This is a genomic window from Chryseobacterium binzhouense (genome assembly GCF_007474545.1).
Classification (GTDB): domain Bacteria; phylum Bacteroidota; class Bacteroidia; order Flavobacteriales; family Weeksellaceae; genus Chryseobacterium; species Chryseobacterium binzhouense.
The window spans coordinates 115,871-136,933 of record NZ_VKOG01000006.1; the positions used below are offsets into that span (position 1 = coordinate 115,871).

General features: G+C 34.8%; 21 protein-coding genes. 10 read left to right on the forward strand and 11 right to left on the reverse strand.

The annotated features are described in order from the left end of the window. Positions 1–28: 28 nt before the first annotated feature. Complete coding sequence (locus tag FNE73_RS14120; RefSeq protein ID WP_143885216.1) at positions 29–811, forward strand: DUF6759 domain-containing protein; 783 nt, start codon at positions 29–31, stop codon at positions 809–811. A 27-nt stretch (positions 812–838) separates the two neighbouring features. Here the strand turns inward: FNE73_RS14120 and FNE73_RS14125 are convergent, their stop codons facing one another. After that, on the reverse strand, positions 839–2,179 hold the full coding sequence (locus FNE73_RS14125; protein WP_143885217.1) for an IS5 family transposase: 1,341 nt from the start codon (positions 2,177–2,179) through the stop codon (positions 839–841). Between the two features lie 179 nt (positions 2,180–2,358). Between FNE73_RS14125 and trmB the strand changes: the two genes are divergently transcribed. After that, positions 2,359–3,036, forward strand: coding sequence for a tRNA (guanosine(46)-N7)-methyltransferase TrmB (trmB, locus tag FNE73_RS14130; RefSeq protein ID WP_143885218.1), 678 nt, complete (start codon positions 2,359–2,361; stop codon positions 3,034–3,036). A 16-nt stretch (positions 3,037–3,052) separates the two neighbouring features. Continuing rightward, positions 3,053–3,781 (forward strand): DUF6759 domain-containing protein, encoded by a 729-nt coding sequence (locus tag FNE73_RS14135; protein WP_185147354.1) that lies wholly within the window; start codon positions 3,053–3,055, stop codon positions 3,779–3,781. Positions 3,782–3,818: 37 nt separating this feature from the next. Here the strand turns inward: FNE73_RS14135 and rpsB are convergent, their stop codons facing one another. The 5 genes from rpsB to FNE73_RS14160 all read right to left on the reverse strand — a co-directional run bounded on the left by rpsB (position 3,819) and on the right by FNE73_RS14160 (position 6,926). Then, complete coding sequence (gene rpsB / locus FNE73_RS14140; protein ID WP_089744153.1) at positions 3,819–4,583, reverse strand: 30S ribosomal protein S2; 765 nt, start codon at positions 4,581–4,583, stop codon at positions 3,819–3,821. A gap of 185 nt (positions 4,584–4,768) precedes the next feature. Next, positions 4,769–5,155, reverse strand: a complete 387-nt coding sequence (gene rpsI / locus FNE73_RS14145; protein WP_047373582.1) for a 30S ribosomal protein S9 — start codon at positions 5,153–5,155, stop codon at positions 4,769–4,771. A gap of 6 nt (positions 5,156–5,161) precedes the next feature. Then, positions 5,162–5,617: a 50S ribosomal protein L13 gene (gene rplM, locus FNE73_RS14150; protein ID WP_143885219.1), complete on the reverse strand. Its 456-nt coding sequence runs from the start codon at positions 5,615–5,617 to the stop codon at positions 5,162–5,164. Positions 5,618–5,827: 210 nt separating this feature from the next. Next, the gene (locus FNE73_RS14155) at positions 5,828–6,556 is read right to left on the reverse strand and encodes a hypothetical protein (protein ID WP_143885220.1); all 729 of its coding nucleotides are present in this window, start codon (positions 6,554–6,556) and stop codon (positions 5,828–5,830) included. Positions 6,557–6,593: 37 nt separating this feature from the next. Further along, positions 6,594–6,926 carry a hypothetical protein gene (locus tag FNE73_RS14160; protein WP_143885221.1) on the reverse strand — a complete coding sequence of 111 codons (333 nt, stop codon included), beginning with the start codon at positions 6,924–6,926 and terminating at the stop codon, positions 6,594–6,596. 184 nt (positions 6,927–7,110) lie between these two features. On the opposite strand from FNE73_RS14160, the gene FNE73_RS14165 reads away from it, so the two are divergent. Beyond that, entirely contained in the window at positions 7,111–10,458 is a 3,348-nt protein-coding gene (locus FNE73_RS14165; protein WP_143885222.1) for a methylmalonyl-CoA mutase family protein, read from the forward strand. A gap of 191 nt (positions 10,459–10,649) precedes the next feature. After that, positions 10,650–10,778: a hypothetical protein gene (locus FNE73_RS16975; RefSeq protein ID WP_262711347.1), complete on the forward strand. Its 129-nt coding sequence runs from the start codon at positions 10,650–10,652 to the stop codon at positions 10,776–10,778. Positions 10,779–10,851: 73 nt separating this feature from the next. Here FNE73_RS16975 and FNE73_RS14170 read toward each other — a convergent pair whose 3' ends face one another. Beyond that, the gene (locus FNE73_RS14170; RefSeq protein ID WP_143885223.1) at positions 10,852–11,604 is read right to left on the reverse strand and encodes a hypothetical protein; all 753 of its coding nucleotides are present in this window, start codon (positions 11,602–11,604) and stop codon (positions 10,852–10,854) included. Positions 11,605–11,953: 349 nt separating this feature from the next. On the opposite strand from FNE73_RS14170, the gene FNE73_RS14175 reads away from it, so the two are divergent. The 4 genes from FNE73_RS14175 (at position 11,954) to nhaA (ending at position 16,092) form a co-directional block, all read left to right on the forward strand. Further along, positions 11,954–12,991, forward strand: coding sequence for a hypothetical protein (locus FNE73_RS14175; RefSeq protein WP_143885224.1), 1,038 nt, complete (start codon positions 11,954–11,956; stop codon positions 12,989–12,991). 43 nt (positions 12,992–13,034) lie between these two features. After that, positions 13,035–13,745: a Dph6-related ATP pyrophosphatase gene (locus FNE73_RS14180; protein WP_143885225.1), complete on the forward strand. Its 711-nt coding sequence runs from the start codon at positions 13,035–13,037 to the stop codon at positions 13,743–13,745. Positions 13,746–13,781: 36 nt separating this feature from the next. After that, positions 13,782–14,672 (forward strand): hypothetical protein, encoded by an 891-nt coding sequence (locus FNE73_RS14185; protein WP_143885226.1) that lies wholly within the window; start codon positions 13,782–13,784, stop codon positions 14,670–14,672. Between the two features lie 244 nt (positions 14,673–14,916). Next, entirely contained in the window at positions 14,917–16,092 is a 1,176-nt protein-coding gene (nhaA, locus tag FNE73_RS14190; RefSeq protein ID WP_143885227.1) for a Na+/H+ antiporter NhaA, read from the forward strand. Between the two features lie 50 nt (positions 16,093–16,142). Here the strand turns inward: nhaA and FNE73_RS14195 are convergent, their stop codons facing one another. After that, positions 16,143–17,021 carry a mechanosensitive ion channel family protein gene (locus FNE73_RS14195; RefSeq protein WP_143885228.1) on the reverse strand — a complete coding sequence of 293 codons (879 nt, stop codon included), beginning with the start codon at positions 17,019–17,021 and terminating at the stop codon, positions 16,143–16,145. A 21-nt stretch (positions 17,022–17,042) separates the two neighbouring features. Then, a complete protein-coding gene (locus FNE73_RS14200) occupies positions 17,043–18,329 on the reverse strand; it encodes a DUF389 domain-containing protein (protein ID WP_143885229.1) in 1,287 nt (428 codons plus the stop codon). 143 nt (positions 18,330–18,472) lie between these two features. Between FNE73_RS14200 and FNE73_RS14205 the strand changes: the two genes are divergently transcribed. Beyond that, positions 18,473–19,564: a serine hydrolase domain-containing protein gene (locus tag FNE73_RS14205; protein WP_143885230.1), complete on the forward strand. Its 1,092-nt coding sequence runs from the start codon at positions 18,473–18,475 to the stop codon at positions 19,562–19,564. 7 nt (positions 19,565–19,571) lie between these two features. Here FNE73_RS14205 and FNE73_RS14210 read toward each other — a convergent pair whose 3' ends face one another. Next, positions 19,572–20,291, reverse strand: a complete 720-nt coding sequence (locus FNE73_RS14210; RefSeq protein WP_143885231.1) for a hypothetical protein — start codon at positions 20,289–20,291, stop codon at positions 19,572–19,574. 21 nt (positions 20,292–20,312) lie between these two features. Next, the gene (locus FNE73_RS14215) at positions 20,313–21,017 is read right to left on the reverse strand and encodes a hypothetical protein (protein WP_143885232.1); all 705 of its coding nucleotides are present in this window, start codon (positions 21,015–21,017) and stop codon (positions 20,313–20,315) included. Between the last annotated feature and the right edge of the window lie 46 nt (positions 21,018–21,063).

A 21,063-nucleotide genomic window follows, 5' to 3' on the forward strand; every position in this document is an offset into this window, starting at 1 on the left:
TAACTTCACTTCACCAATTAAAATATCAATGAAAAAGTTAGTTTTACTTTTTACAAGTCTCGTTTTTGTATCTTATTCTGCACAACGGAAAAATAAGGATTACAGCGATATTCTTAAAAGCAAAAACATTTACGAAATCAACGCATTTCTGAGAGATGCCCATCCTGATGATCCTAAAAGATCTGTACTCAAGCCAAGAGTAATGGCAATGATGAAGGATTATATCAAAGATGCACCGCCCGGCGACAGAAAGGTAAAAGAAATGCAGGAAAATCTTGCAAGACTTAAAAGAGGACCTTCTACCAAGATTTCTTTTGAAGAATTTAACGCTATTATCAAGCAGAAACAAATTCAAAAATATCAACAGCAGCTTCAGGTAGGACAAGCGGCTATAGTCTATACACCCAGTACTCCTCAAAATGTGTACATTGCAGCTTCGGCATCAACAAAAGCTTCTGCCGCACCAATTCCCGATACAGAAGCATCAGAGTTTAATATGCTTATGACTGAAAATCCTGTTGAGCATAAAAATAAAACTGTAAAAATTCTCAATTCATTATTTGACAATGATCCCAATGCAAAAGAATGTATTGTTTTAATTCAGAACAAATCAGACTGTAACATCATTGTAAGAATTGAGGGAATAGGACATACCAAATACAGACTTCCCGTTCCGGCTAACGGAGATAACTCAATCGTGGTAGAAAAGGGTGACTATCTTTTATCCAGCCTCGTTTGCGGCGCTCAGTATGCATCTCAGAAAACCATTCAGAAACCTTTGATGATTGCTTTAGGAAACTCTTCCAAATAATCATTCCCAATATTAAATAGTCATTCCTTAAAAAGCTAATTTTTCATTTTGAAAATTATACTTGCCTAAAAAGATTTTGAAAACAAGTTCAAACCAAAGGATCAATTGTTTTTTAATTTGGTTAAATCTCATTTTTAAATTGTATCCAATCCCTGCTAATAAGGCATTATGAATATCTCCAGCCACTCCTTTTAGTAAGTTTAATCCTAAGGAGTGGTTTCTTTTTAAATGTGAGATACAAGGCTCTATGGCTGCTCTTGCTCGGAATCTTAATCTTGCTACTTGCTGCCCATATCTTGTTTTCTCTTTTTTTGTGGGAAGCAGAATTGCTGTTCCCTCGACTTCTTTTATTCCTCTAAATCCTCGGTCTGTAGACGCTTTCTTAGGTCTTGTTCCTCCAACGGATTTTCTTACCCTCTCACTTTGTGCCAATGATTCTTCCAGTGTTTTGCTATCGTGAGGATTGCCTGAAAATCTCTTTACCGAGGTGATGATGCCTGTTTTCCTATCTCTTACTACCGCTACTTTGGTCCCAAATTCGTATGCTTTTCCCGATTTGCCTTTCGCAATACACGCAACTTGTGGCTCGTGAAGACTGTAAACTTTATCTTTTGTATCTCGTTCCTGAGTGAGTGCTTTGAGGTAAATTTTAAAAACGTCTTCGTAGCCTTTCAAAACAGCTTCGGGTAATTTTCTTTCTAGTTCACGAAGTACTCTTTTGCCGATAGTCCTGAGCTTTTTCCTTGCCATTTTTGCCTTCTTCTGTCTTCTCGGATGATGCCCAAAATAGGCATCTCGCAATAACTGTTTGCTTACTCTTCTGTAACTTTGTCTTTGAGTAACGCCTTCTTTTTCGGCTATTTTTACGCAATTATCAATCACTTTTTTTGCCAGTTTGGCATCAGTAGGAAACGTGATATTCTTCTCATGAACAGTAGTATCAATCTGAAGTTCATCTTCTGTTTTGGCTTTGGGATGAAGTGAAATGCTTTGTCCCAAAAGAAATTCTAAACCACTCTCTCCAATTCTCTTTCTAAAGTGTACAAAATTGCTCGGGTCAAAAGGCTGCTCGGTCTGAAAAAAGGTTTCTCCTGTAAAATATTGCCAATAAGCATTCTCCACCCATCTTTCTACAACACTCTCATCGCTTTCTTTAAACATCTCCTTGAGCAAAAGCATTCCTGCTATTTTACGGATAGCAATAGAAGGTCTTCCGCTTTCTGAAAATAATTTCTCAAACTCTGACTCCATTTTATCCCAGGAAATCTCACCTGCCAATTTTACCAACGGATGCTCCATATTAATGAGTTCCGTAAGCCTGGTTTTGAATAAATTCTGCTGTAAATCCGGAGTTATTTTTCCTAACATTTTGCCGATTTTTATACCCTAAAAATACGATTTTCTGCAATTTTTCACAATGATTTTGAACATACTTTAATTACAATGTATTGAAAATCAAAATATTATTGCAATTCTAAGGAACAACTAAATAAAAAACTTAATGCTGCATAATTTTCGTAATTTTGCAGCATTTCATTTTATAATTCATGGGCAAAAATAAACTACGAAGATTCGCAGAGAATAAAATCTTACCAAATGTCATTCAGCCAAAAAGAGAAGAGGCACTAAATGGTTTTGAACTCAAAGGTAAGTGGAGAGAAAATTTCTTCAGAAACAATCAGCCAATCGTTCTAGAATTGGGCTGCGGAAAAGGAGAATATTCTGTAGGTCTTGCAAAAACATTTACCGATAAAAACTTTATCGGAATTGATATAAAAGGTGCAAGATTTTGGTTTGGTGCTAAAGAAGCCGTAGAAAACAATATGAAGAATGTCGCTTTCCTGCGATCTCAAATTGAATTGGTTCATTATTATTTTGCTGAAAATGAAGTTGACGAAATCTGGATTACTTTTCCTGACCCTCAAATAAAATTTAAACGGACAAAACACAGACTTACACATCCTGATTTTCTAGAGCGGTATAAAAAATTCCTTAAACCAGGCGGAATCATTCATCTTAAAACAGATTCTGAGTTCTTGCATGGTTATACATTAGGATATTTGCAGGGTGCAGGTTACGAAATCATTACCGCTCATCACGACATTTACGGAGCATTGGAATATGATCCCGACACTCCCCATCTACGCGATATAAAAACACATTATGAAGAACTGTTTTCAGCAAAAGGAAAAACAATTACTTATATAAAATTCAGAATTAACTAACCAAAAAACACAATTGATGAAGAAAAAATGGACTACCGTTTTGTTCTTCAGTCTCATAGTTTCTTCCTGCGCTGTAAATACTGCAAAGGAAGAAATACTTAAAAGTGCAAACATCAATGAGATTGAAGAATATCTTTCTAAGGCTCATCCTGAAGATCCTAAAAGGAAAATTCTTAAACAGCGCATCATAGCCCTCAAAAACGCCGAATGGACAAAAGGTAAAAAAGATGCCAAACCGATGGAAGCCAGACCTGTTTTCGTAGATCTGCCCAACATAAGTTCAGCTAAAAAGAACAATGAGCAAAAGGAGGAGCTATTCAAAAAATTAATGACCGAAAATTCTGAACAGCACAAAGAAAAGACGGTAAAATTGCTTAACTCTTTATTTAATGAAGACATCAGCAGCAACGAGGCAATCCTCCTTATAAAGAATAATTCCGACTGCAATCTGGTACTGGACATCTCCGGAAAAAAGTTTTACCATCTTCCTGTTCCCGCAAAAGGAGAAAATTCTATTGTAGTGAATAAAGATGAGTATAATCTATCCGGAAGCCTGTGTGATGTAGTATACCAAAATAAAAAAGAAATCGGTAAAAATCTAATGATGGTTTTGAATAATCCCGGCTATAAAAACAGCCAGCAAAACATAGCAAAGGAAACAACAAAACCAGATAGGGATTTAAAAAATCTTAATCAAAGTCAAAATAAAAATTTTTATAAATCTAAAAAAAGAAAAAACCGCTGAAATTCAGCGGTTTTAATATTTAAAAGAATAATCAAAATTATTCAGCAGAATCGAAATCTGCATCTTTATCAGCAGATACTACTTCTCCTTCTTCTTTAGATTTTTCTTTATCAGCTTTTCTCTGAGACTGACCTTCTTTGATAGAATCTGAAACAACGCTCAAGATCATATCAATAGACTTAGAAGCATCATCGTTTCCTGGGATAACGAAGTCTACTTTTCTTGGGTCAGAGTTGGTATCAACAATACCGAAAACTGGGATACCTAATTTCTTAGCTTCAGTTACAGCGATATGTTCTCTCATAATATCTACAACGAAGATTGCAGAAGGAAGACGAACCATGTCAGAGATAGAACCTAAGTTTTTCTCTAAGTTAGCTCTTTGTCTGTCTACCTGTAATCTTTCTTTTTTAGATAAAGTTTCGAACGTACCGTCTTTTTTCATTTTGTCGATAGAGTTCATCTTCTTTACAGCCTTTCTGATAGTTACAAAGTTTGTAAGCATACCTCCCGGCCATCTTTCAGTGATATAAGGCATATTAAGTTCAGCAGCATGTTTTGCAACCACTTCTTTCGCCTGCTTTTTAGTAGCTACGAAAAGAACTTTTTTACCTGCAGAAGTTAATTTTTCTAAAGCGTTACAAGCTTCATCCAATTTAACTGCTGTTTTATGTAAGTCTACAATGTGAATACCGTTTTTCTCCATAAAAATGTATGGAGCCATATTTGGATTCCACTTTCTAGTCATGTGACCGAAGTGTACACCAGCCTCTAGAAGGTCTTTTACATTTGCTTTTGCCATGTTTTCTGTTTTTGTTAGTTTACTTTCCGTCTTTTAAACAATCAACAACTTCTTTAGATGGGAGAAGCGTTTGGATGCTAAACGTAACGGGCAATTTTAAATTTAGATTAATAGATTTCAGATATAAGATACCAGACAAGAAAAGGTCTGAAATCTGACATCTCCAATCTGATGTCTGAAAAAAATTAACGTTTTGAGAATTGGAATCTCTTTCTTGCTTTTTTCTGACCTGGCTTCTTTCTTTCCACCATTCTTGCGTCTCTTGTAAGTAAACCAGCTGGTTTCAAAGCTAATCTGAACTCAGCGTTGATTTCGCATAAAGCTCTTGAAATACCTAATCTGATAGCTTCTGCCTGACCTGTATTTCCACCTCCGAATACGTTTACAGTAACATCGTACTGACCAACAGTTTCAGAAAGGATGAACGGCTGGTTTAATTTGTAAACCATAACGTCTGTAGAAAAATATTCTTTAGCATCTTTACCGTTTACTGTAATGTTTCCAGAACCTGGTCTTACATAAACTCTTGCTACAGAAGTTTTTCTTCTTCCGATTTTGTGAACTATAGACATAATTAATTATTTAATTTCGTTAACATTAATTGTTTTTGGCTGTTGAGCTTCATGCTTATGCTCAGTTCCTTCATATAAATAAAGGTTCTTCAACAATGCAGATCCTAATCTGTTTTTTGGAAGCATACCTTTTACAGATTTTTCCAATACTTTTAAAGAATCTTTTTTCTGAAGTTCTGCAGCTGTCATAGACTTCTGACCACCAGGATAACCTGTATGCCAGATATACGTCTTATCGTTCCACTTGTTTCCGGAAAGAGCAACTTTCCCAGCATTCAAAACAATAACGTTATCACCACAATCTACGTGAGGTGTAAAGTTTGCTTTGTGCTTACCTCTCAAAATCTTTGCAACCTTAGAAGCAAGTCTTCCTAAAGGTTGTCCTTCAGCGTCTACCACAACCCATTCTTTATTAGCAGTAGCTTTGTTCGCTGAAACAGTTTTGTAACTTAATGTATTCACACGTTTTAGTTAAAGATTAAACATAATATTCCCCATAAGGGTGTGCAAAGGTACAAATTATTTTTAGAATGCGAAAACATATTTCATTTAATGAGAATACATATGTGATAAAGCACAATTTATATCCTTGAAAAATGTGGGTTAAGCGTCCCGCAACTTGACGAAGCTGGAGGTATTACAAGCACAATGTTTAAATTGTAATTTGCAGTATTATTTAATGAGTTTAATCTCTCTGAAGATTCCACGTTGAGATAAATCCTCGTTTCTCACTTTATATTTGGGTGTTAAGGTGAAATTAGAAATTTTTATGAGTGATTTTATTTTAGGACTTAGTTGTACTACTTGAGCATTTATCTTATCTATTTCATTATTTTTATTTACATATAAATAGATTTCTCCTTTTTTTATTCTAAGCTCATCTAAATGGTATTCTTCCATACTTTCAACATCATTTAAATTGTAAAAATATAGACTGTCTTTGGTTTCTTTAAATTTATCAAATTGAAATCTACCACTATTTGAACTTTCAGAATATCCCTTATATTGGTAAGTGCGTGTTATTAAATTAATTCCTTGATTATTCGTAATATCAATTTTCATGGGTTTAAGAATACTGGTGCTTTTATAGTAAGGTTCTCCACAAGTTCCGTAACAATCATGCGTTACTCCTTCAATATTCAATTTGTTAGGGATTCCTGATAATTGATAAATTGGAAGAATATTTTCCACTTCCACCTTAAATTTTTCTGTAGAATCTAAAATAATAAAACCGTATAGATTTGAGTCACGCCCTCCCCACGCATTAAAATTGTATATTAATTTTGAACTTCCTTCAATTTTTTGAACAAATAAACTGTCAATTCTCCATTCAGTTTTTTCAAAACTACAGCCATAAAATAAAGATAGAATTAATAAAATTAAAAATAATTTAGCTTTCATTTTAGCGTAATTTTTAAAAACATTGCAAATAACAAGTTTATTTCCTTAATGATTTGCTCCCTCTGAAACTCGCAATTAAATAATACGCGACAAAAACCGTAGAAAATTTAAGGATTGCAGGAATTGCCAATTCAAGATTAAATATGGCGGTACCTGCTAAAACCAATAATCCCATTGCAGCAAAAGAACTTAAAAGCTTTTTAACCAATGTGAATTTCGGAGTATCAAGATAATAAGAAAGTCCCCATGCTAAACCAAAAGCTATTGCATAAAAAATATCTAAAGCAATATTTTCACTGCTTATAAAAAAATAATTGATCAGGAAACTAAGAACGGTTCCCAAGGTAAAATATATAAGTGCTTTTTGCATACTATTATAATAAGGTGTAAAAATAAAGAATTTACTTATCATTTCTAAGCCCTTATTTATAATAAAGGGAAACACAGAATATATTCTATTTAATTAAATAATTATCAATCAGTATTTTAAATATAAAAAATAAGTTTTTATTTTATTATTATATTTGGGAACTTAGAAATTTTCTACAATCGATATGGAAACCCAAAAATATACTCCAACAAACAAAGTAAGAATTGTAACTGCAGCTTCGTTATTCGACGGTCACGATGCTGCCATTAATATAATGCGCCGTGTCATTCAGGGAACAGGATGTGAAGTCATTCACCTTGGACACGACAAATCGGCAGAAGAAGTGGTAAATACAGCCATTCAGGAAGATGCAAACGCTATTGCGTTAACTTCTTATCAGGGCGGTCATAACGAATATTTTAAATACATCTATGATCTTTTAAGAGAAAAAAATTCGCCACAGATTAAAATTTTTGGCGGCGGCGGCGGTGTAATTCTGCCGGAAGAAATCGAAGATATTATGGCTTACGGAATCGACCGAATTTATTCTCCGGATGATGGTCGTGAACTTGGTTTGCAGGGAATGATTGATGATTTGGTTCAAAAATCCGACTTCGCAACAGGAAAAGATATTGATGTAAAAGATCTGGACTCCATCAGTTTTGAAAATTCAACTAGCATTGCGAAAATCATTTCAGCAGTGGAAAATTTTTCAGAAGAAAAACCTGAGCTGGTAAAAGCAATTGACGAAAAATCAAAAGACTTACATATTCCGATTATCGGGATCACAGGAACCGGAGGAGCCGGAAAATCTTCTTTAACAGACGAACTGGTAAGACGTTTCCTGCGTTCAAACACCGATAAAAAAATTGCAATTATCTCCATCGACCCTTCAAAAAAGAAAACAGGAGGAGCGCTTTTGGGTGACAGAATCCGTATGAACGCGATCAATGATCCAAGAGTTTATATGCGTTCGATGGCGACAAGAGAAAACAACGTTTCTGTTTCTCCGTTCATTCATTCTGCTTTGAATGTTTTAAAATTAGCTCATCCAGATGTAATTATTTTGGAAACTTCGGGTATTGGACAATCCGGTTCGGAAGTTTCTGATTTTGCGGATGTTTCGATGTACGTAATGACTCCGGAATATGGTGCTTCCACACAGTTGGAAAAAATCGATATGTTGGATTATGCAGATTTGGTTGCTTTAAATAAATCTGACAAACGTGGCGCTCTTGATGCGCTTCAAGCCGTAAGAAAACAGTTCCAGAGAAACCATTTGCTGTGGGAACAGCCATTGGATGAAATGCCGGTTTATGCAACAAAGGCATCTCAGTTCAACGATCACGGAACAACAGAATTATACAACAGATTAGTTTCTAAAGTCAACGATAAATTTGCTGATTTAAATTTAAAAACATTTGTTGAACAGGAAATTACAGACGAAGTAACGATTATTCCGCCAAAAAGAGTGCGTTATCTTTCCGAAATCGTTGAAAACAACAGACAATACGATGCGAATGTTGAAAAACAGGCAGAGTTGGCAAGAAAAATGTATCATATTGATGGTGTTAAAAAAATTATTTCCAATGAAACTTTAGACGCTGAATATCAAAAGGCAGAAAAAGAACTTCAACAGGAAAACATCGACTTCCTAAAAACCTGGGACGATACGAAAAAGGCTTTCCACGAAGAGTTTTATTCCTACTTCGTTCGTGGAAAAGAAATTAAGGTTGAAACCTCAACAGAATCTTTATCTCACCTAAGAATTCCGAAAATTGCATTACCAAAATACAACGATTGGGGCGATTTGATCAAATGGAAAGGTCAGGAAAATCTTCCGGGAAGTTTCCCTTACACTGCGGGAATTTATCCTTTTAAAAGAACCGGAGAAGATCCAACGAGAATGTTTGCCGGAGAAGGAGGTCCTGAAAGAACCAACAGAAGATTTCATTACGTTTCTGCGGAAATGCCTGCAAAGCGGTTATCAACCGCCTTTGATAGTGTAACTTTATATGGTCAGGATCCTGCACTTCCACCGGATATTTACGGTAAAATCGGAAATGCGGGCGTTTCTATTGCGACTTTGGATGATGCTAAAAAACTATATTCAGGATTTGATTTGGTGAATGCATTAACTTCGGTTTCAATGACGATTAACGGTCCGGCTCCGATGTTATTGGCTTTCTTTATGAACGCAGCCATCGACCAGAATGTTGAAAAATATATTATTGAGAATAAACTTGAAGCTAAGGTTGAGGAAGTTTTAAAAGCGAAATTCGATGACAAAGGTTTAGCAAGACCAAAATACAACGGCGAATTACCACCTTCCAATAATGGTTTAGGACTAAAATTATTAGGAATTACAGGTGATGAAGTGATTCCTGCTAATGTTTATGCAGAAATTAAAGCAAAAACCATTGCTACTGTTCGTGGAACCGTTCAGGCAGATATTTTGAAGGAAGATCAGGCACAGAATACCTGTATTTTCTCTACGGAATTTGCTTTGAGATTGATGGGTGACGTTCAGGAATATTTCATCAAAGAAAAAGTAAGAAACTTCTACTCTGTTTCCATTTCAGGATATCATATTGCGGAAGCAGGAGCCAATCCGGTTTCACAGTTGGCATTTACTTTGGCGAATGGTTTCACGTATGTGGAATATTATCTGTCAAGAGGAATGGATATTAATGATTTTGCACCAAATTTATCGTTCTTCTTCTCCAACGGAATCGATCCTGAATATTCGGTAATCGGACGTGTCGCGAGAAGAATCTGGGCAAAAGCAATGAAACTGAAATACGGAGCCGACGAAAGAAGCCAGATGTTGAAATATCACATCCAGACTTCAGGACGCTCGCTTCACGCTCAGGAAATTGATTTCAACGATATCAGAACAACTTTACAGGCGTTGTATGCAATTTACGATAACTGTAATTCATTGCACACGAATGCTTATGACGAGGCAATTACAACGCCAACTGAGCAATCTGTAAGAAGAGCGATGGCGATTCAGTTGATTATCAATAAAGAATTAGGATTGGCGAAAAATGAAAATCCGCTTCAGGGTTCATTTATCATTGAAGAATTGACGGATTTAGTTGAAGAGGCTGTTTACGCAGAATTCGACAGAATTACAGAAAGAGGCGGTGTTTTGGGTGCGATGGAAACCATGTACCAACGTTCAAAAATACAGGAAGAATCGATGCATTACGAATGGCTGAAACATACCGGAGAATATCCTATTATCGGAGTAAATACGTTCTTAGGAAAAGACGGTTCGCCAACGGTTCGCCCGGGAGAAGTTATCCGTTCGACTGAGGAAGAAAAGCAGTTCCAGATTGAAATGCTTCACAACTTCCAGAAATCCAATAATGATAAGTCCGAAGAAGCTTTAAAAACATTACAACACGCTGCCATCAATCAGCAAAACTTATTTGAAGTAATGATGGATGCCGTGAAATACTGTTCTCTTGGACAGATTACCAATGCTTTGTTTGAAGTAGGCGGTAAGTACAGAAGAAATATGTAGTCCGGTCCTTGTCGGAAAGACAATTGTTGACTACTAAACGTATCAATAAATTTATAATTCAAACCTCAAGGAATTTTCTTTGAGGTTTTTTTTATTTTTACATTAAGAAAAATATTTAAATAAAAAGTTTTATCAGAATAATTTCAGTAGTTTGCTTAATAGGATCTGCTGTTTCGTGTAAATCTTATCCAATGGAAGTTGCTTACAAAAGTGATGTCGACAGAAATGCTGAAGAACTGCAAAAAAGACATGCTGCTGAACTTGAAAAAACTGAGACTAGCAATCTAAATAATTTTGGAACCACCAAGCAAATAGCTTAATTTAAGCTTTGTCACTAAAAAACCCCTCAAAGAAGATCTCTTTGAGGGGGGTTCAATTTATTTTAAAATGATTTTAATTCTGGCTTAGCAAAACAATATTAAGCGAAGCATCTGAAATATTAGCTGTTGCACCATCAGAATATATGTAAAGTCTTAACTGATCATTTTTATTGAAATATGCAATTCTTGTATAAAGCATTGTCCATCTACCTCCCGAATTGGTATCCCAAATTCCGTCAGGAATATCAGAATTTGACGTATTTACCGCCTGAAACACATTCCTACCTGTGCTTCCGTCAACAAGTCTTATACTCGATTTTATAATGTAAGTTCCTGCAGTTGGCACCGTATAAATGCTTGTGGCGGGATTCCAGACTCCTCCACCTACGTTTTTTACAACGGTAGTCAGTGGAACTGTAGTAAATGCACTTGCCGGAATTGTAGCAGCTGTAGCAGAACCATTACCACTTCCCAGAGATGCAATAAAAACAGCCGAACCCGATTTTGCAACAACAGATTGCCACGCAGAACCGTCAAAGTAATAATACCCTGTCGTTGTAACCTGTGCGGTTGCAGCAACTGTAGAACCACCAGTAAGATCTGTTACATACAACAAAGCTCCTATATGATTCGTATTGTATCCGGTTTTTGCATTCAGCTGAGCGAGGGTGATTCGCGGTGCTCTCATACCATCGGCTGCAGCAACTGTAGATGCAGTACCATTAACGTCAAATGTAACTTGTGGATTAGTAGAATTGATTCCCACATTCTGAGCCGAAGTTTTGCTCAGAAATAAAATAAAAAGAAATAAAAAAATGTTTTTCACGGTTATAAAAATTAGCAGTGCGAATATACAACATTAGCATCACAACAACAATCATAAGACCTTACAAATAAATTAAATTAAAAAATTTCCAAAGTAAACATTAATTAAATCAAAAATAATTAAATACTTTATCATAATATTCAATTCTGAATTAACGTTACATTACCTGAAATTTGAAAGAATTATCCCAACCATTAAAAAGAATAAGGGAAATTGCGTTGCCAAAGTTTTTCCATCTGAATATTTTAACCACTTTAAATCAAACATAAAGGAATTTTCTTCAGGATTAATTTTGGCAGATCATTATAAATAGTACTTTTGCAACTGAAAATTTATACACTCAATATTTATGAAAAGAATTTTGAAATTTACTTTGATCTTCATAGGAATTACATTCTCGGTTTCTATGCACGCTCAAAAAAGAACTGAGGATTTCTCAATCAGTTTTCCAGATACAAAACTCGAAAAAAGCTACTATAAAAACATCAAACTTATTGATGCAAGAATCGACTCCACATCATTGGGAATTGTTCAGAAGGGAGCATTCAACGCTAAAGCGAGAGTTGTTCCTACAACAAACCTCAACGATCAGTTTCAGAATTTACTCAACCACATTAACGGAGAAAATACAGAGGACGGAACTATTGTTATGTACCTGAAGCAATTGTATTTTGCCGAAATTACAGGCGCATTCAGCGAACATGGCTACTGCTATTTCCAAGCGTACCTGTTTGCTAAAAACGAAGACGGCACCTATTCATATCTTGACAAAATAGATTCAGTTATCGATCACTCTTCTATGGATGTTACCAAAGCGACAATGAAAAAAGCTAGCGAAATGGTAAGTAATTTTATAAGCAGAAACGTTTCTAAAAAAGCAATACAAACAGACCGATACACTTTCAATGATCTCAAAAATTATGATGCAATCGAAAAACAAAGACTCAGTTTATATAATTCTGCTGAATTAAAGGAAGGAATATATCCTGATTATAATTCGTTTAAAAATCAGCAGCCTTCTGAAAGAAAAATTTCCAGTGCAAAATTCTACGGGAAAACCACTAAAATCATTAAGCTGTATGAAACGGTAGAAGGCAAAGAAAAAGAAATTAAAAAGAATGAGGCATTTGCAATCGTTTACGAAGGTTCTCCCTACATCTATTTACCGGTAGAAAATGCTTTTGTGAAGGCAGAAAAAAAGGATGGAGATTTTTATTTTACAGGAAAAATAAAATCTACTGCAAAAACCGGAGATGTAGTTCTCGCTTCAGCATTTTTCGGAATTATCGGCGGGCTGCTTGCTTCAGAATCTACTTCAGTTCCTTTTGAACTAAAACTTGATTATGTCAACGGAGGCTTTATTCCAATCAAAGAAGTTAAAAAATAATAATTCGCAGAATCTCCTATTTTTCGGAGATTTTTTATTTTAAATGAAACAAAAAGCCATTTTCAACTGGAGCAGCGGAAAAGATTCTGCACTCGCTCTATACAAAACCCTGCAGGAAGAAAAATTTAAAATAGCCTCTTTGCTGACCAGCATCAACGAAGAGTTTCAAAGAATTTCTATGCATGGTGTTTCTGTTTCGCTATTAGAAAAACAGGCAGAAAGTATAGGTTTCCCTTTAATTAAACTTGAACTTCCAAAAGCACCGTCAATGGAAGAATATCAGGAATTGATGAGCAGTACGATGAGTAAAATAAAATCTCAGGGCGTTACTCATTCTATTTTCGGCGATATTTTTCTGGAAGATTTAAGGAAATATAGAGAAAATCAGTTACAATCTATTGGAATGGAAGCCGTTTTTCCGCTCTGGAAAAAAAACACCACAGATCTTATTCACGAATTTTTAGATTTAGGTTTTAAAACCATTGTCACCTGCGTCAACGAAACTTATCTGGATAAAAGCTTTGCCGGTAGAATTATCGATGAAAGTTTCATTAAAGATTTACCTGAAAATGTAGATCCTTGCGGAGAAAACGGGGAATTTCACACGTTTACTTTTGACGGACCTATTTTTAAAAATCCGATTGATTTTGAAATTGGAGAAGTGGTAAAGAAGACCTATCCTAAACCAAAATCTGATGAAAATGAAGAGGATGGAGAATATATTTTTTGGTTTTGCGATTTGATCTCAAAATAATAATCTGAAAATTCCGTTTTGCTTTAAACTAAAATTATGATGCCTTATCTGAGAATCAAAAAGCCCTGCGAAGAATCTTTAGAAAATATGCAGCCTGTTTCCGGAGGGAAATTCTGTGATTTATGTTCAAAAAAAGTAATTGATTTTTCAGATTTAAATGATTCTGAAATCGCAAAAATTTTAGAAAAAGCAGGAGATCAAAAGATTTGCGGAATTTTTTATAAAAAACAATTAAACCGACCTCTACACGTAGAAAGAGTAATTTCATTTCAATCAAGAAAAACAACTTTTACCAGCGTTGCTGCAGGATTGGTTTTAACGGCAAGCATGATTAATTCTTATCCAGCTCAGACCATAAAACCTGCAATAGAAAAATCCGTAACTTTAGAATCGCCTAAAAGAAATTCAGAAAAAGAAAAAGATAAAAAAGACAACGATTTTTTTAAAATTTCGGGGAAAATAGTTTCTTCAAACAAAGGGACGCCTCTTTCAGCAAAAGTAAATTTCGTTACTGCACAAAAAGTGTATACTTCTATTACAGATAAAGATGGGTTTTACTCCTTAGAAATTCCAAAAGAGATTTTGAAATATGAAAGCTTACTCGAATTTGTTCCAACAGATTATACTTTTGACAGAAAATTAATCATCTACAAGATTGAAGATCTTAGAAAAAAACAATTAGTAAAGCTAGACTACAATCGTATGGACATGGTGTATGGTATGATCGACATAGATTTCCCAAGTGCATCTGAGAAATCGCTGGTCATTGTTGACGGTAAGAGACTAGATTACAAATCTTTTAACAGCAGTTACAGACTCTACTCTACCAGATATGACGTTCATTATATTCCTAAAGAATACGTGAAATTTTTCACGACTAAAGAAACAATTGAAGAAATCTACATTGTATTTATCAGACCAAAATAACAATAAAGACTTTTCTAAAGTTAAAAATCCAAATGCTTAATTTCGGAACAGGATCAGAAATCAAACAATTTTAATGGTCTTATTTTTGAAGAAATTATTAAGTTTAAAGAAAGTGAAATCGTAAGATACAAATCGTAAAACTCTGGAAAGGATTTGTATCCTACGTTTTATTGTTAAAATAAATTATCTCAAACTATTTGTTTTTAAGCAATTTTATTTTCATTTTTATCTAAAAAACCAAATTATGAGCAAAAATATACGACTTAGTATTTTTAAAACCTTTGTACAATCTAGTAATTTTGGCGGCTTCCTTTTGTTCTTTGCCGTTATTGCTTCACTCATTGTCGCAAACACAACTTTAGCCGGAGATTTACAAAGTCTTTTAGACCAAAAAATAGGTTTTGAAAACGAGAGTATTCACCTTAATTATTCCATTGCTATGTGGATTAACGATGGATTGATGGCTATTTTTTTTCTTTTTGTAGGCCTGGAAATTAAGAGAGAAATTATCGAAGGCGAACTGTCATCTCCCAGAAAGGCTGCACTGCCTATTGTCTGCGCAATTGGAGGTGCCGTAATTCCTGCTTTGACGTTCTTAGCCTTTAATCAAAATTCCTATTCTTCGCAGGGATGGGGAATACCAATGGCTACAGATATTGCCTTTGCTTTGGCTGTTATATCACTTTTAGACCGGAGAGTTCCGCCAAGCCTTAAAATATTTTTGGCTGCTCTTGCCATCGTTGATGATCTGATTGCTATTCTCGTGATCGCCATTTTTTATTCTTCAGGAATTGAATTGCTGTATCTTGGCTATGCTTTGGCAGGCATGATTGTTTTGTTGCTTATGAACCGTTTTAATGTAAAAAATCCATGGCTTTATCTGATTCCGGGAGCATTTATCTGGTATTTTATTCATCATTCAGGAATTCACGCAACCATTGCCGGAGTTTTGGTGGCAATGACAATTCCTACAAATGCAACAGCAGAAGATTCGCCTTTGGAAAGGCTTGAACACGCCATAGCAAAACCTGTAAACCTGCTTATTATTCCGGTTTTTGCATTTGCAAATACCAATATTACCTGGGAAGCAGAAATGGCAAGCGGACTGACCCAGCCTTTAGGACTCGGAATTGCATTTGGGCTTCTATTAGGTAAACCCGTAGGAATTATGCTGGCTTCAGTGATCTGTGTTAAGATGAAATGGGGAACACTGCCACTGAACAGCGGCTGGTCTCACATTTTGGGTGTTTCTTTCTTAGCGGCTATTGGCTTTACAATGTCGATTTTCATATCTATTTTATCATTTGAAGATCTTGTATATGTATCGCAAGCCAAACTTTCCGTATTGCTGAGTTCAATATTAGCGGGTATTTTAGGATTTTTTATTCTGAAATATTCTAAACCTTTTACTGTAAAATAGTTTAGTATAGCTCCGTAATTTTTAGTTACGGAGTTTTTTTTCAGTCAAAACTATTTCTCTTTATTATTTTGAAGTAAATCAACTGGAAAATCAAGAGTTCTGATCGGAAATGGTATTGAAATATTGTGCTGATCTAAACTTTTCTTGATAGCGACAATTGCTTTAGATTTTGCAACAGCAGTTTCTGCAAGATTTTTTGAAGGCATAGGAAATCTTACTTCAAAATTAATAGAGCTGTCTCCAAATTCTTTGTAGAAAAATATAATATCTTCTTTTCTGAGATTTTCATCATGGGAAGCTACAGCATCAACTACGATCATTTGTACATCTTCAAGATTTGCACCATATTCTATTCCACAATTTACCGCAACAATAGTGATTGGGTTTCGCGAATAATTTTTTAATGGATTTTCTATAATCGCTCTGTTCGGAATCATTACTAAATTCCCATCAGGAGTTTTAAGTTTAACAACCCGAAGATTAATATCCTGAATAACACCGGTATAACCATTACTGTCTATGGTATCCCCGATACTTAAATCTTTTACAAAAGACAATGCAACGCCCGAAAACGTATTGCTGAGCGTACCCTGAAGCGCCAAACCAATTGCCAAACCCGCAACACCGGCTCCGGCAAGTACGGTTTTCAGCATATTATCCAGGCTCAGAACATTGAGTGCAAACATAAGAAATGCCGATACAGTAATGATTGAGATGATATTCCCAATCATCATTCTGGCAGAAAGTTTCACTTTTCTTTTTTCCAGAAGTTTCACAACCAGCTTTTTCACTACTCCCGACAGATAAAACCCGAGAATAAACAAGACTGTTGCAATGATTATATTGGGAGTCTTTTCTATTAATTCGTTGATCCAGTTGGTAAGTTTTTTCGTAAAGACTTCAAAAATATTTATGTAATCTTCTTTCATCTTTATTATTTGTGTTAAATGTTATTTTTTTAAAATTTCAAGTTTTTTGTTTTTAAACTTCGAAGCAAGCCAACGGTTGAGCTTTTCTTCATCAACAGATGGGTCAGCAGAATACAAAACAACTGTTTTCTGATAGGTAGAATCATTTTTTGTATAATTCCCGTTCATTTTGCCTAAAGAAATCTCACTAATTCCGGGAAACAGAATTTTCACTTCGTTGATCAGATCTTTATCCTCAATTTTATATTCATTCAGCTCTTTATTCAGAAGATTAATCTTCAGATCTTTTTCAGAAACACTGGAGGTGTTTTTATTAATTTCATTTAAAATTTCAGACTTTATATCTGAAGTATTCTGCTTGATATTCAGTTTTGTATCTTCCAGCCCGAAAAGTTTAAGCTTTTTATTAAAATCCACAATTTCCAGACTGTCAAAATTTCTTGATAAAAAGGCTAGATCTACGGTTTTAGGCGCCGTATTGTAATTAATTTTTTTATAAATCAAAGTATAGCCATTATCCGTAAATTCATTTTTGATATAATTTTCTACATTCTGCGAAAATCTTTTCTCCTGCAAAAGACCATACGCAAGATAAAAACTGGGTATTGTCATCAGCAAGATAAGCGAGGTGATAATGTATCGCAGTTTTTTATCAAATGATTTATTTTCGGTAACAATCGGCTGATATTTTAGATATTTAATAATAACAAAAGTAGAAATCCCGATAAAAAAGCAGTTGATTGTGTATAAATACATCGCTCCGATAAAAAATTTCATATCAAAAACCGCAAGTCCAAATCCTGCCGTACAAAGCGGAGGCATCAAAGCCGTTGCGATGGCAACTCCCGGAATAGGATTTCCTTTATCTTTTCTGGTAATAGATATGGCACCTACAATTCCTCCGAAAAATGCGATCATTACATCATAAATTGTAGGCGAGGTTCTTGCAAGAAGTTCCGACTGCACATCTTTGAACGGACTAAGATAAAAGTAAAGAGTAGATACTATCAAACTCACCACAGTAGCTACAAGCAGGTTTTTACCCGACTTTTTCAGAAGTTCAAAATCGTAAGTTGCTAGTGCAAAGCCGGCTCCTACAATGGGACCCATCAAAGGTGAAATCAACATCGCCCCAATGATCACCGCAGTAGAATTTACATTAAGCCCGATGGAAGCTATAAGAATAGCACACGCAAGAATCCAGAGATTGGCTCCACGAAATGAAATGTTTTTAATTACATTATCCAAAACCTTCCCTCTCTCCTCTTCTCCCTGATGCAGATTAAGAAAATTACTAATCAACGACATATGTGTTTATTTTTTTGCAATCTAAGAAAAATATACCTAAATTCTTTCATCAGCCTGTAATTTAGTCATCAGCTGCTTCAAAAAAAACGCCATCTGATCGGTTTTTGAAGTTCTTTTTTATATTTTAGTTGAAAAATACATTCATGATTAAAACTTATTTTTTCTCACTTGTTCTGTTATTAATGTTTTCATGCAGCAAAAAACAGGAACAGGCAAAGGAAACGATTGATAAAAAAGCTCTTGCAGATTCTGCACAACTTTCTTTAAAGAAAAAGATCTATCAGGTACAAATTGATTCGGTTTTCAGCACCTACGGTTTCAACGGAAGTGTGGGAATTTTCAAAGACAGTACTGAGCTTTACCGAAGAAACAACGGATATTCGGATTTTAAAAATCAAATAAAAATTGACAGCCTCACTGTTTTCTCGGTTGCATCAATCAGCAAACAGTTTACATCTGTTTTAATCCTACAATTGATGGAACAGCGGAAACTTCAGATTGAGGACAAAGCTTCAAAATACATTAAAGAATTTCAAAGTAAAGAATACGAAAACATCACCATACAACAACTTCTGAATCACACTTCAGGACTCAATAATTTTGGTGAAAAACTCTTATTTAAAAGCGGAACAGGATTTAATTATTCTAACGACGGATATAATGCTTTAGGAAAAATTACAGAAACTGTTACCGGAAAATCTTTCGATGAAAATATGCTTGAACTTTTTAAACAAGCAGGAATGAAAAACTCCTCAACCGGAAATTCATTCAGGGGAAAAAATTTCGCAAAAACGTATGTCGGAAACGCTGAATCGCAAACGGTGGTTGATGGCATGCCAAAACGATTAGGTAATAAAGAAATAGGAATTCCCGCAGGTGGCGTTTTGTCTACTATAAATGATTTACACATTTGGAATAATGCTTTATACAGCGGCAAAATTCTCAAGCCTGAAACTCTGAAAAAATTTGTTTCCAAAACTACTGAAAGACAGCATCCGATTCTGGGAAAGATGGGTTACGGATTGGGTATTATGATCACAGAAAACAAACCGGTCTCTTACTTTCACAGCGGTTATGTAAAAGGCGCACCTTCCCTGAACATTTACTATCCCAAAACCCAGACTTCGGTTATTATTTTATCTAATATTGCCGATGAAGAAAAGGGTAAATCTGCATCTTTCAGACCTCACAAAGAGATCAAAAAAATTGCAGATATTCTTGAAAATACACCATAAAGACGAATTATGAGCTTTCTTTTAAATAATAAAGATACGGCTTCACTTTATTGATCTGACCAAGATATTTTAGCTGACAGATAACATTAAAAACAGACCATACAATCAACATAAAACAACCAAAGAAAGAAAATATTCCTTCCGGAGTAAAAATTCCGGTAAGAAACTGATAAAGCACCGGAAATGTTTGAGCTTTATACTGATATATCATGCTGCTGAAAGCTCCTGAGCCACCTGCCACAATCAAAATAAAATTCTGGTAGTACGTTAAGACATAACGGTCATACTTTTTTGCAAGCTGAAAATCTTTCCATTTCAAGATATACCCCAACAAAGGCGCTAAAAAAATGGCAAGAAAAGCAATAAATGAAAAATGTTTAAATGTATTTTCATTGAAAAATAAGACTCCGCCAAATACAAAAGCTCCTATAATGACGCTGTAAAGAAACGTTTTTTTCAAAGTTTCTCTTAAAATATTCCTGTTGATTTTGCGTACAAAATGAGTGACATCATTCAGATTAAACTGAATTTTATACTTAGGAAAACTTAGCTCCTCTTCCCATAACACTTTCACCTGATAAAATGCAGTATCAAAATCAATGTGTTCATTTTTCATTATTTCGCCAATCTGCATCACAAAATGATCTTCAACTTCAATGAGCAGATCTATCGGAAGATTTTTGGAAAGAAGATAATTTCTTATTTGCCGGATCTGAAATTCGTTCATATTTGATTGATTTAAGTTTAATTAAAATGACAGTTTTGAAAACTTCATCATTTTCATGGTCTTTTTTGCTGACTTTACAAATCTCATCTGCATCAAAAATCCAAATGTGTAAAACCAAATGGTTATAAGCAATATAAGAAAGGATGCAAATCCAACAGAAGAATTCCCTGTTAAGAAATTGTGTATTTTCTCTGATAAAGCATTGTAAGTATTTCCTAGTACAATAGTAGCAAAGCTTGCTAAAAACACCAGAATATTACCGTTTTGATAAATATTCAACCTGATCTTCGGGTTATTTTTTGAAAAGCGAAAAACATTAAAATTGATAAGATAATGCATTCCCGCAATTGATAAAAAAATGATGATAATACAAGGCAATACTTCAGTGAAAATCTCATTTGAAACCGAGAAAGCCAACAAATACAACAAAAAAACCAAAGAAGCTGTTGCCATGAAACTTGATAAGAGAATTTTATTAAGTTGTCGGGTTTTTATTTCTTTAACAAACTGAGTAGTACTTTTCCCGTTGTAATAATAGCTTTCAGTCAAATCTTCTTTCCAGAATTCTTTTACTTTAGCGAAGGCATCCTCGAAACACATAGCCTTGGTTTGGGATAAATCATTGATGTGTGCTACAAAATGATCTTCAACCTCCATTAGAAGATCTACCGGAAGATTTTTAGAAAGGAGATAATTTCTTATGTCTAGAATTTGAAATTCGTTCATCAGGTAAGACAATATTTTTTTTAATTAAGGATACAAGACAGAGATC

Bases quoted from the DNA above. Each gene is read 5' to 3' on its own strand.
- FNE73_RS14120 (WP_143885216.1), top strand. From the start codon at position 29: ATGAAAAAGTTAGTTTTACTTTTTACAAGTCTCGTTTTTGTATCTTAT.
- FNE73_RS14125 (WP_143885217.1), bottom strand. From the start codon at position 2,179: ATGTTAGGAAAAATAACTCCGGATTTACAGCAGAATTTATTCAAAACC.
- trmB (WP_143885218.1), top strand. From the start codon at position 2,359: ATGGGCAAAAATAAACTACGAAGATTCGCAGAGAATAAAATCTTACCA.
- FNE73_RS14135 (WP_185147354.1), top strand. From the start codon at position 3,053: ATGAAGAAAAAATGGACTACCGTTTTGTTCTTCAGTCTCATAGTTTCT.
- rpsB (WP_089744153.1), bottom strand. From the start codon at position 4,583: ATGGCAAAAGCAAATGTAAAAGACCTTCTAGAGGCTGGTGTACACTTC.
- rpsI (WP_047373582.1), bottom strand. From the start codon at position 5,155: ATGTCTATAGTTCACAAAATCGGAAGAAGAAAAACTTCTGTAGCAAGA.
- FNE73_RS14155 (WP_143885220.1), bottom strand. From the start codon at position 6,556: ATGAAAGCTAAATTATTTTTAATTTTATTAATTCTATCTTTATTTTAT.
- FNE73_RS14160 (WP_143885221.1), bottom strand. From the start codon at position 6,926: ATGCAAAAAGCACTTATATATTTTACCTTGGGAACCGTTCTTAGTTTC.
- FNE73_RS14165 (WP_143885222.1), top strand. From the start codon at position 7,111: ATGGAAACCCAAAAATATACTCCAACAAACAAAGTAAGAATTGTAACT.
- FNE73_RS16975 (WP_262711347.1), top strand. From the start codon at position 10,650: ATGGAAGTTGCTTACAAAAGTGATGTCGACAGAAATGCTGAAGAACTG.
- FNE73_RS14175 (WP_143885224.1), top strand. From the start codon at position 11,954: ATGAAAAGAATTTTGAAATTTACTTTGATCTTCATAGGAATTACATTC.
- FNE73_RS14180 (WP_143885225.1), top strand. From the start codon at position 13,035: ATGAAACAAAAAGCCATTTTCAACTGGAGCAGCGGAAAAGATTCTGCA.
- FNE73_RS14185 (WP_143885226.1), top strand. From the start codon at position 13,782: ATGATGCCTTATCTGAGAATCAAAAAGCCCTGCGAAGAATCTTTAGAA.
- nhaA (WP_143885227.1), top strand. From the start codon at position 14,917: ATGAGCAAAAATATACGACTTAGTATTTTTAAAACCTTTGTACAATCT.
- FNE73_RS14195 (WP_143885228.1), bottom strand. From the start codon at position 17,021: ATGAAAGAAGATTACATAAATATTTTTGAAGTCTTTACGAAAAAACTT.
- FNE73_RS14200 (WP_143885229.1), bottom strand. From the start codon at position 18,329: ATGTCGTTGATTAGTAATTTTCTTAATCTGCATCAGGGAGAAGAGGAG.
- FNE73_RS14205 (WP_143885230.1), top strand. From the start codon at position 18,473: ATGATTAAAACTTATTTTTTCTCACTTGTTCTGTTATTAATGTTTTCA.
- FNE73_RS14210 (WP_143885231.1), bottom strand. From the start codon at position 20,291: ATGAACGAATTTCAGATCCGGCAAATAAGAAATTATCTTCTTTCCAAA.
- FNE73_RS14215 (WP_143885232.1), bottom strand. From the start codon at position 21,017: ATGAACGAATTTCAAATTCTAGACATAAGAAATTATCTCCTTTCTAAA.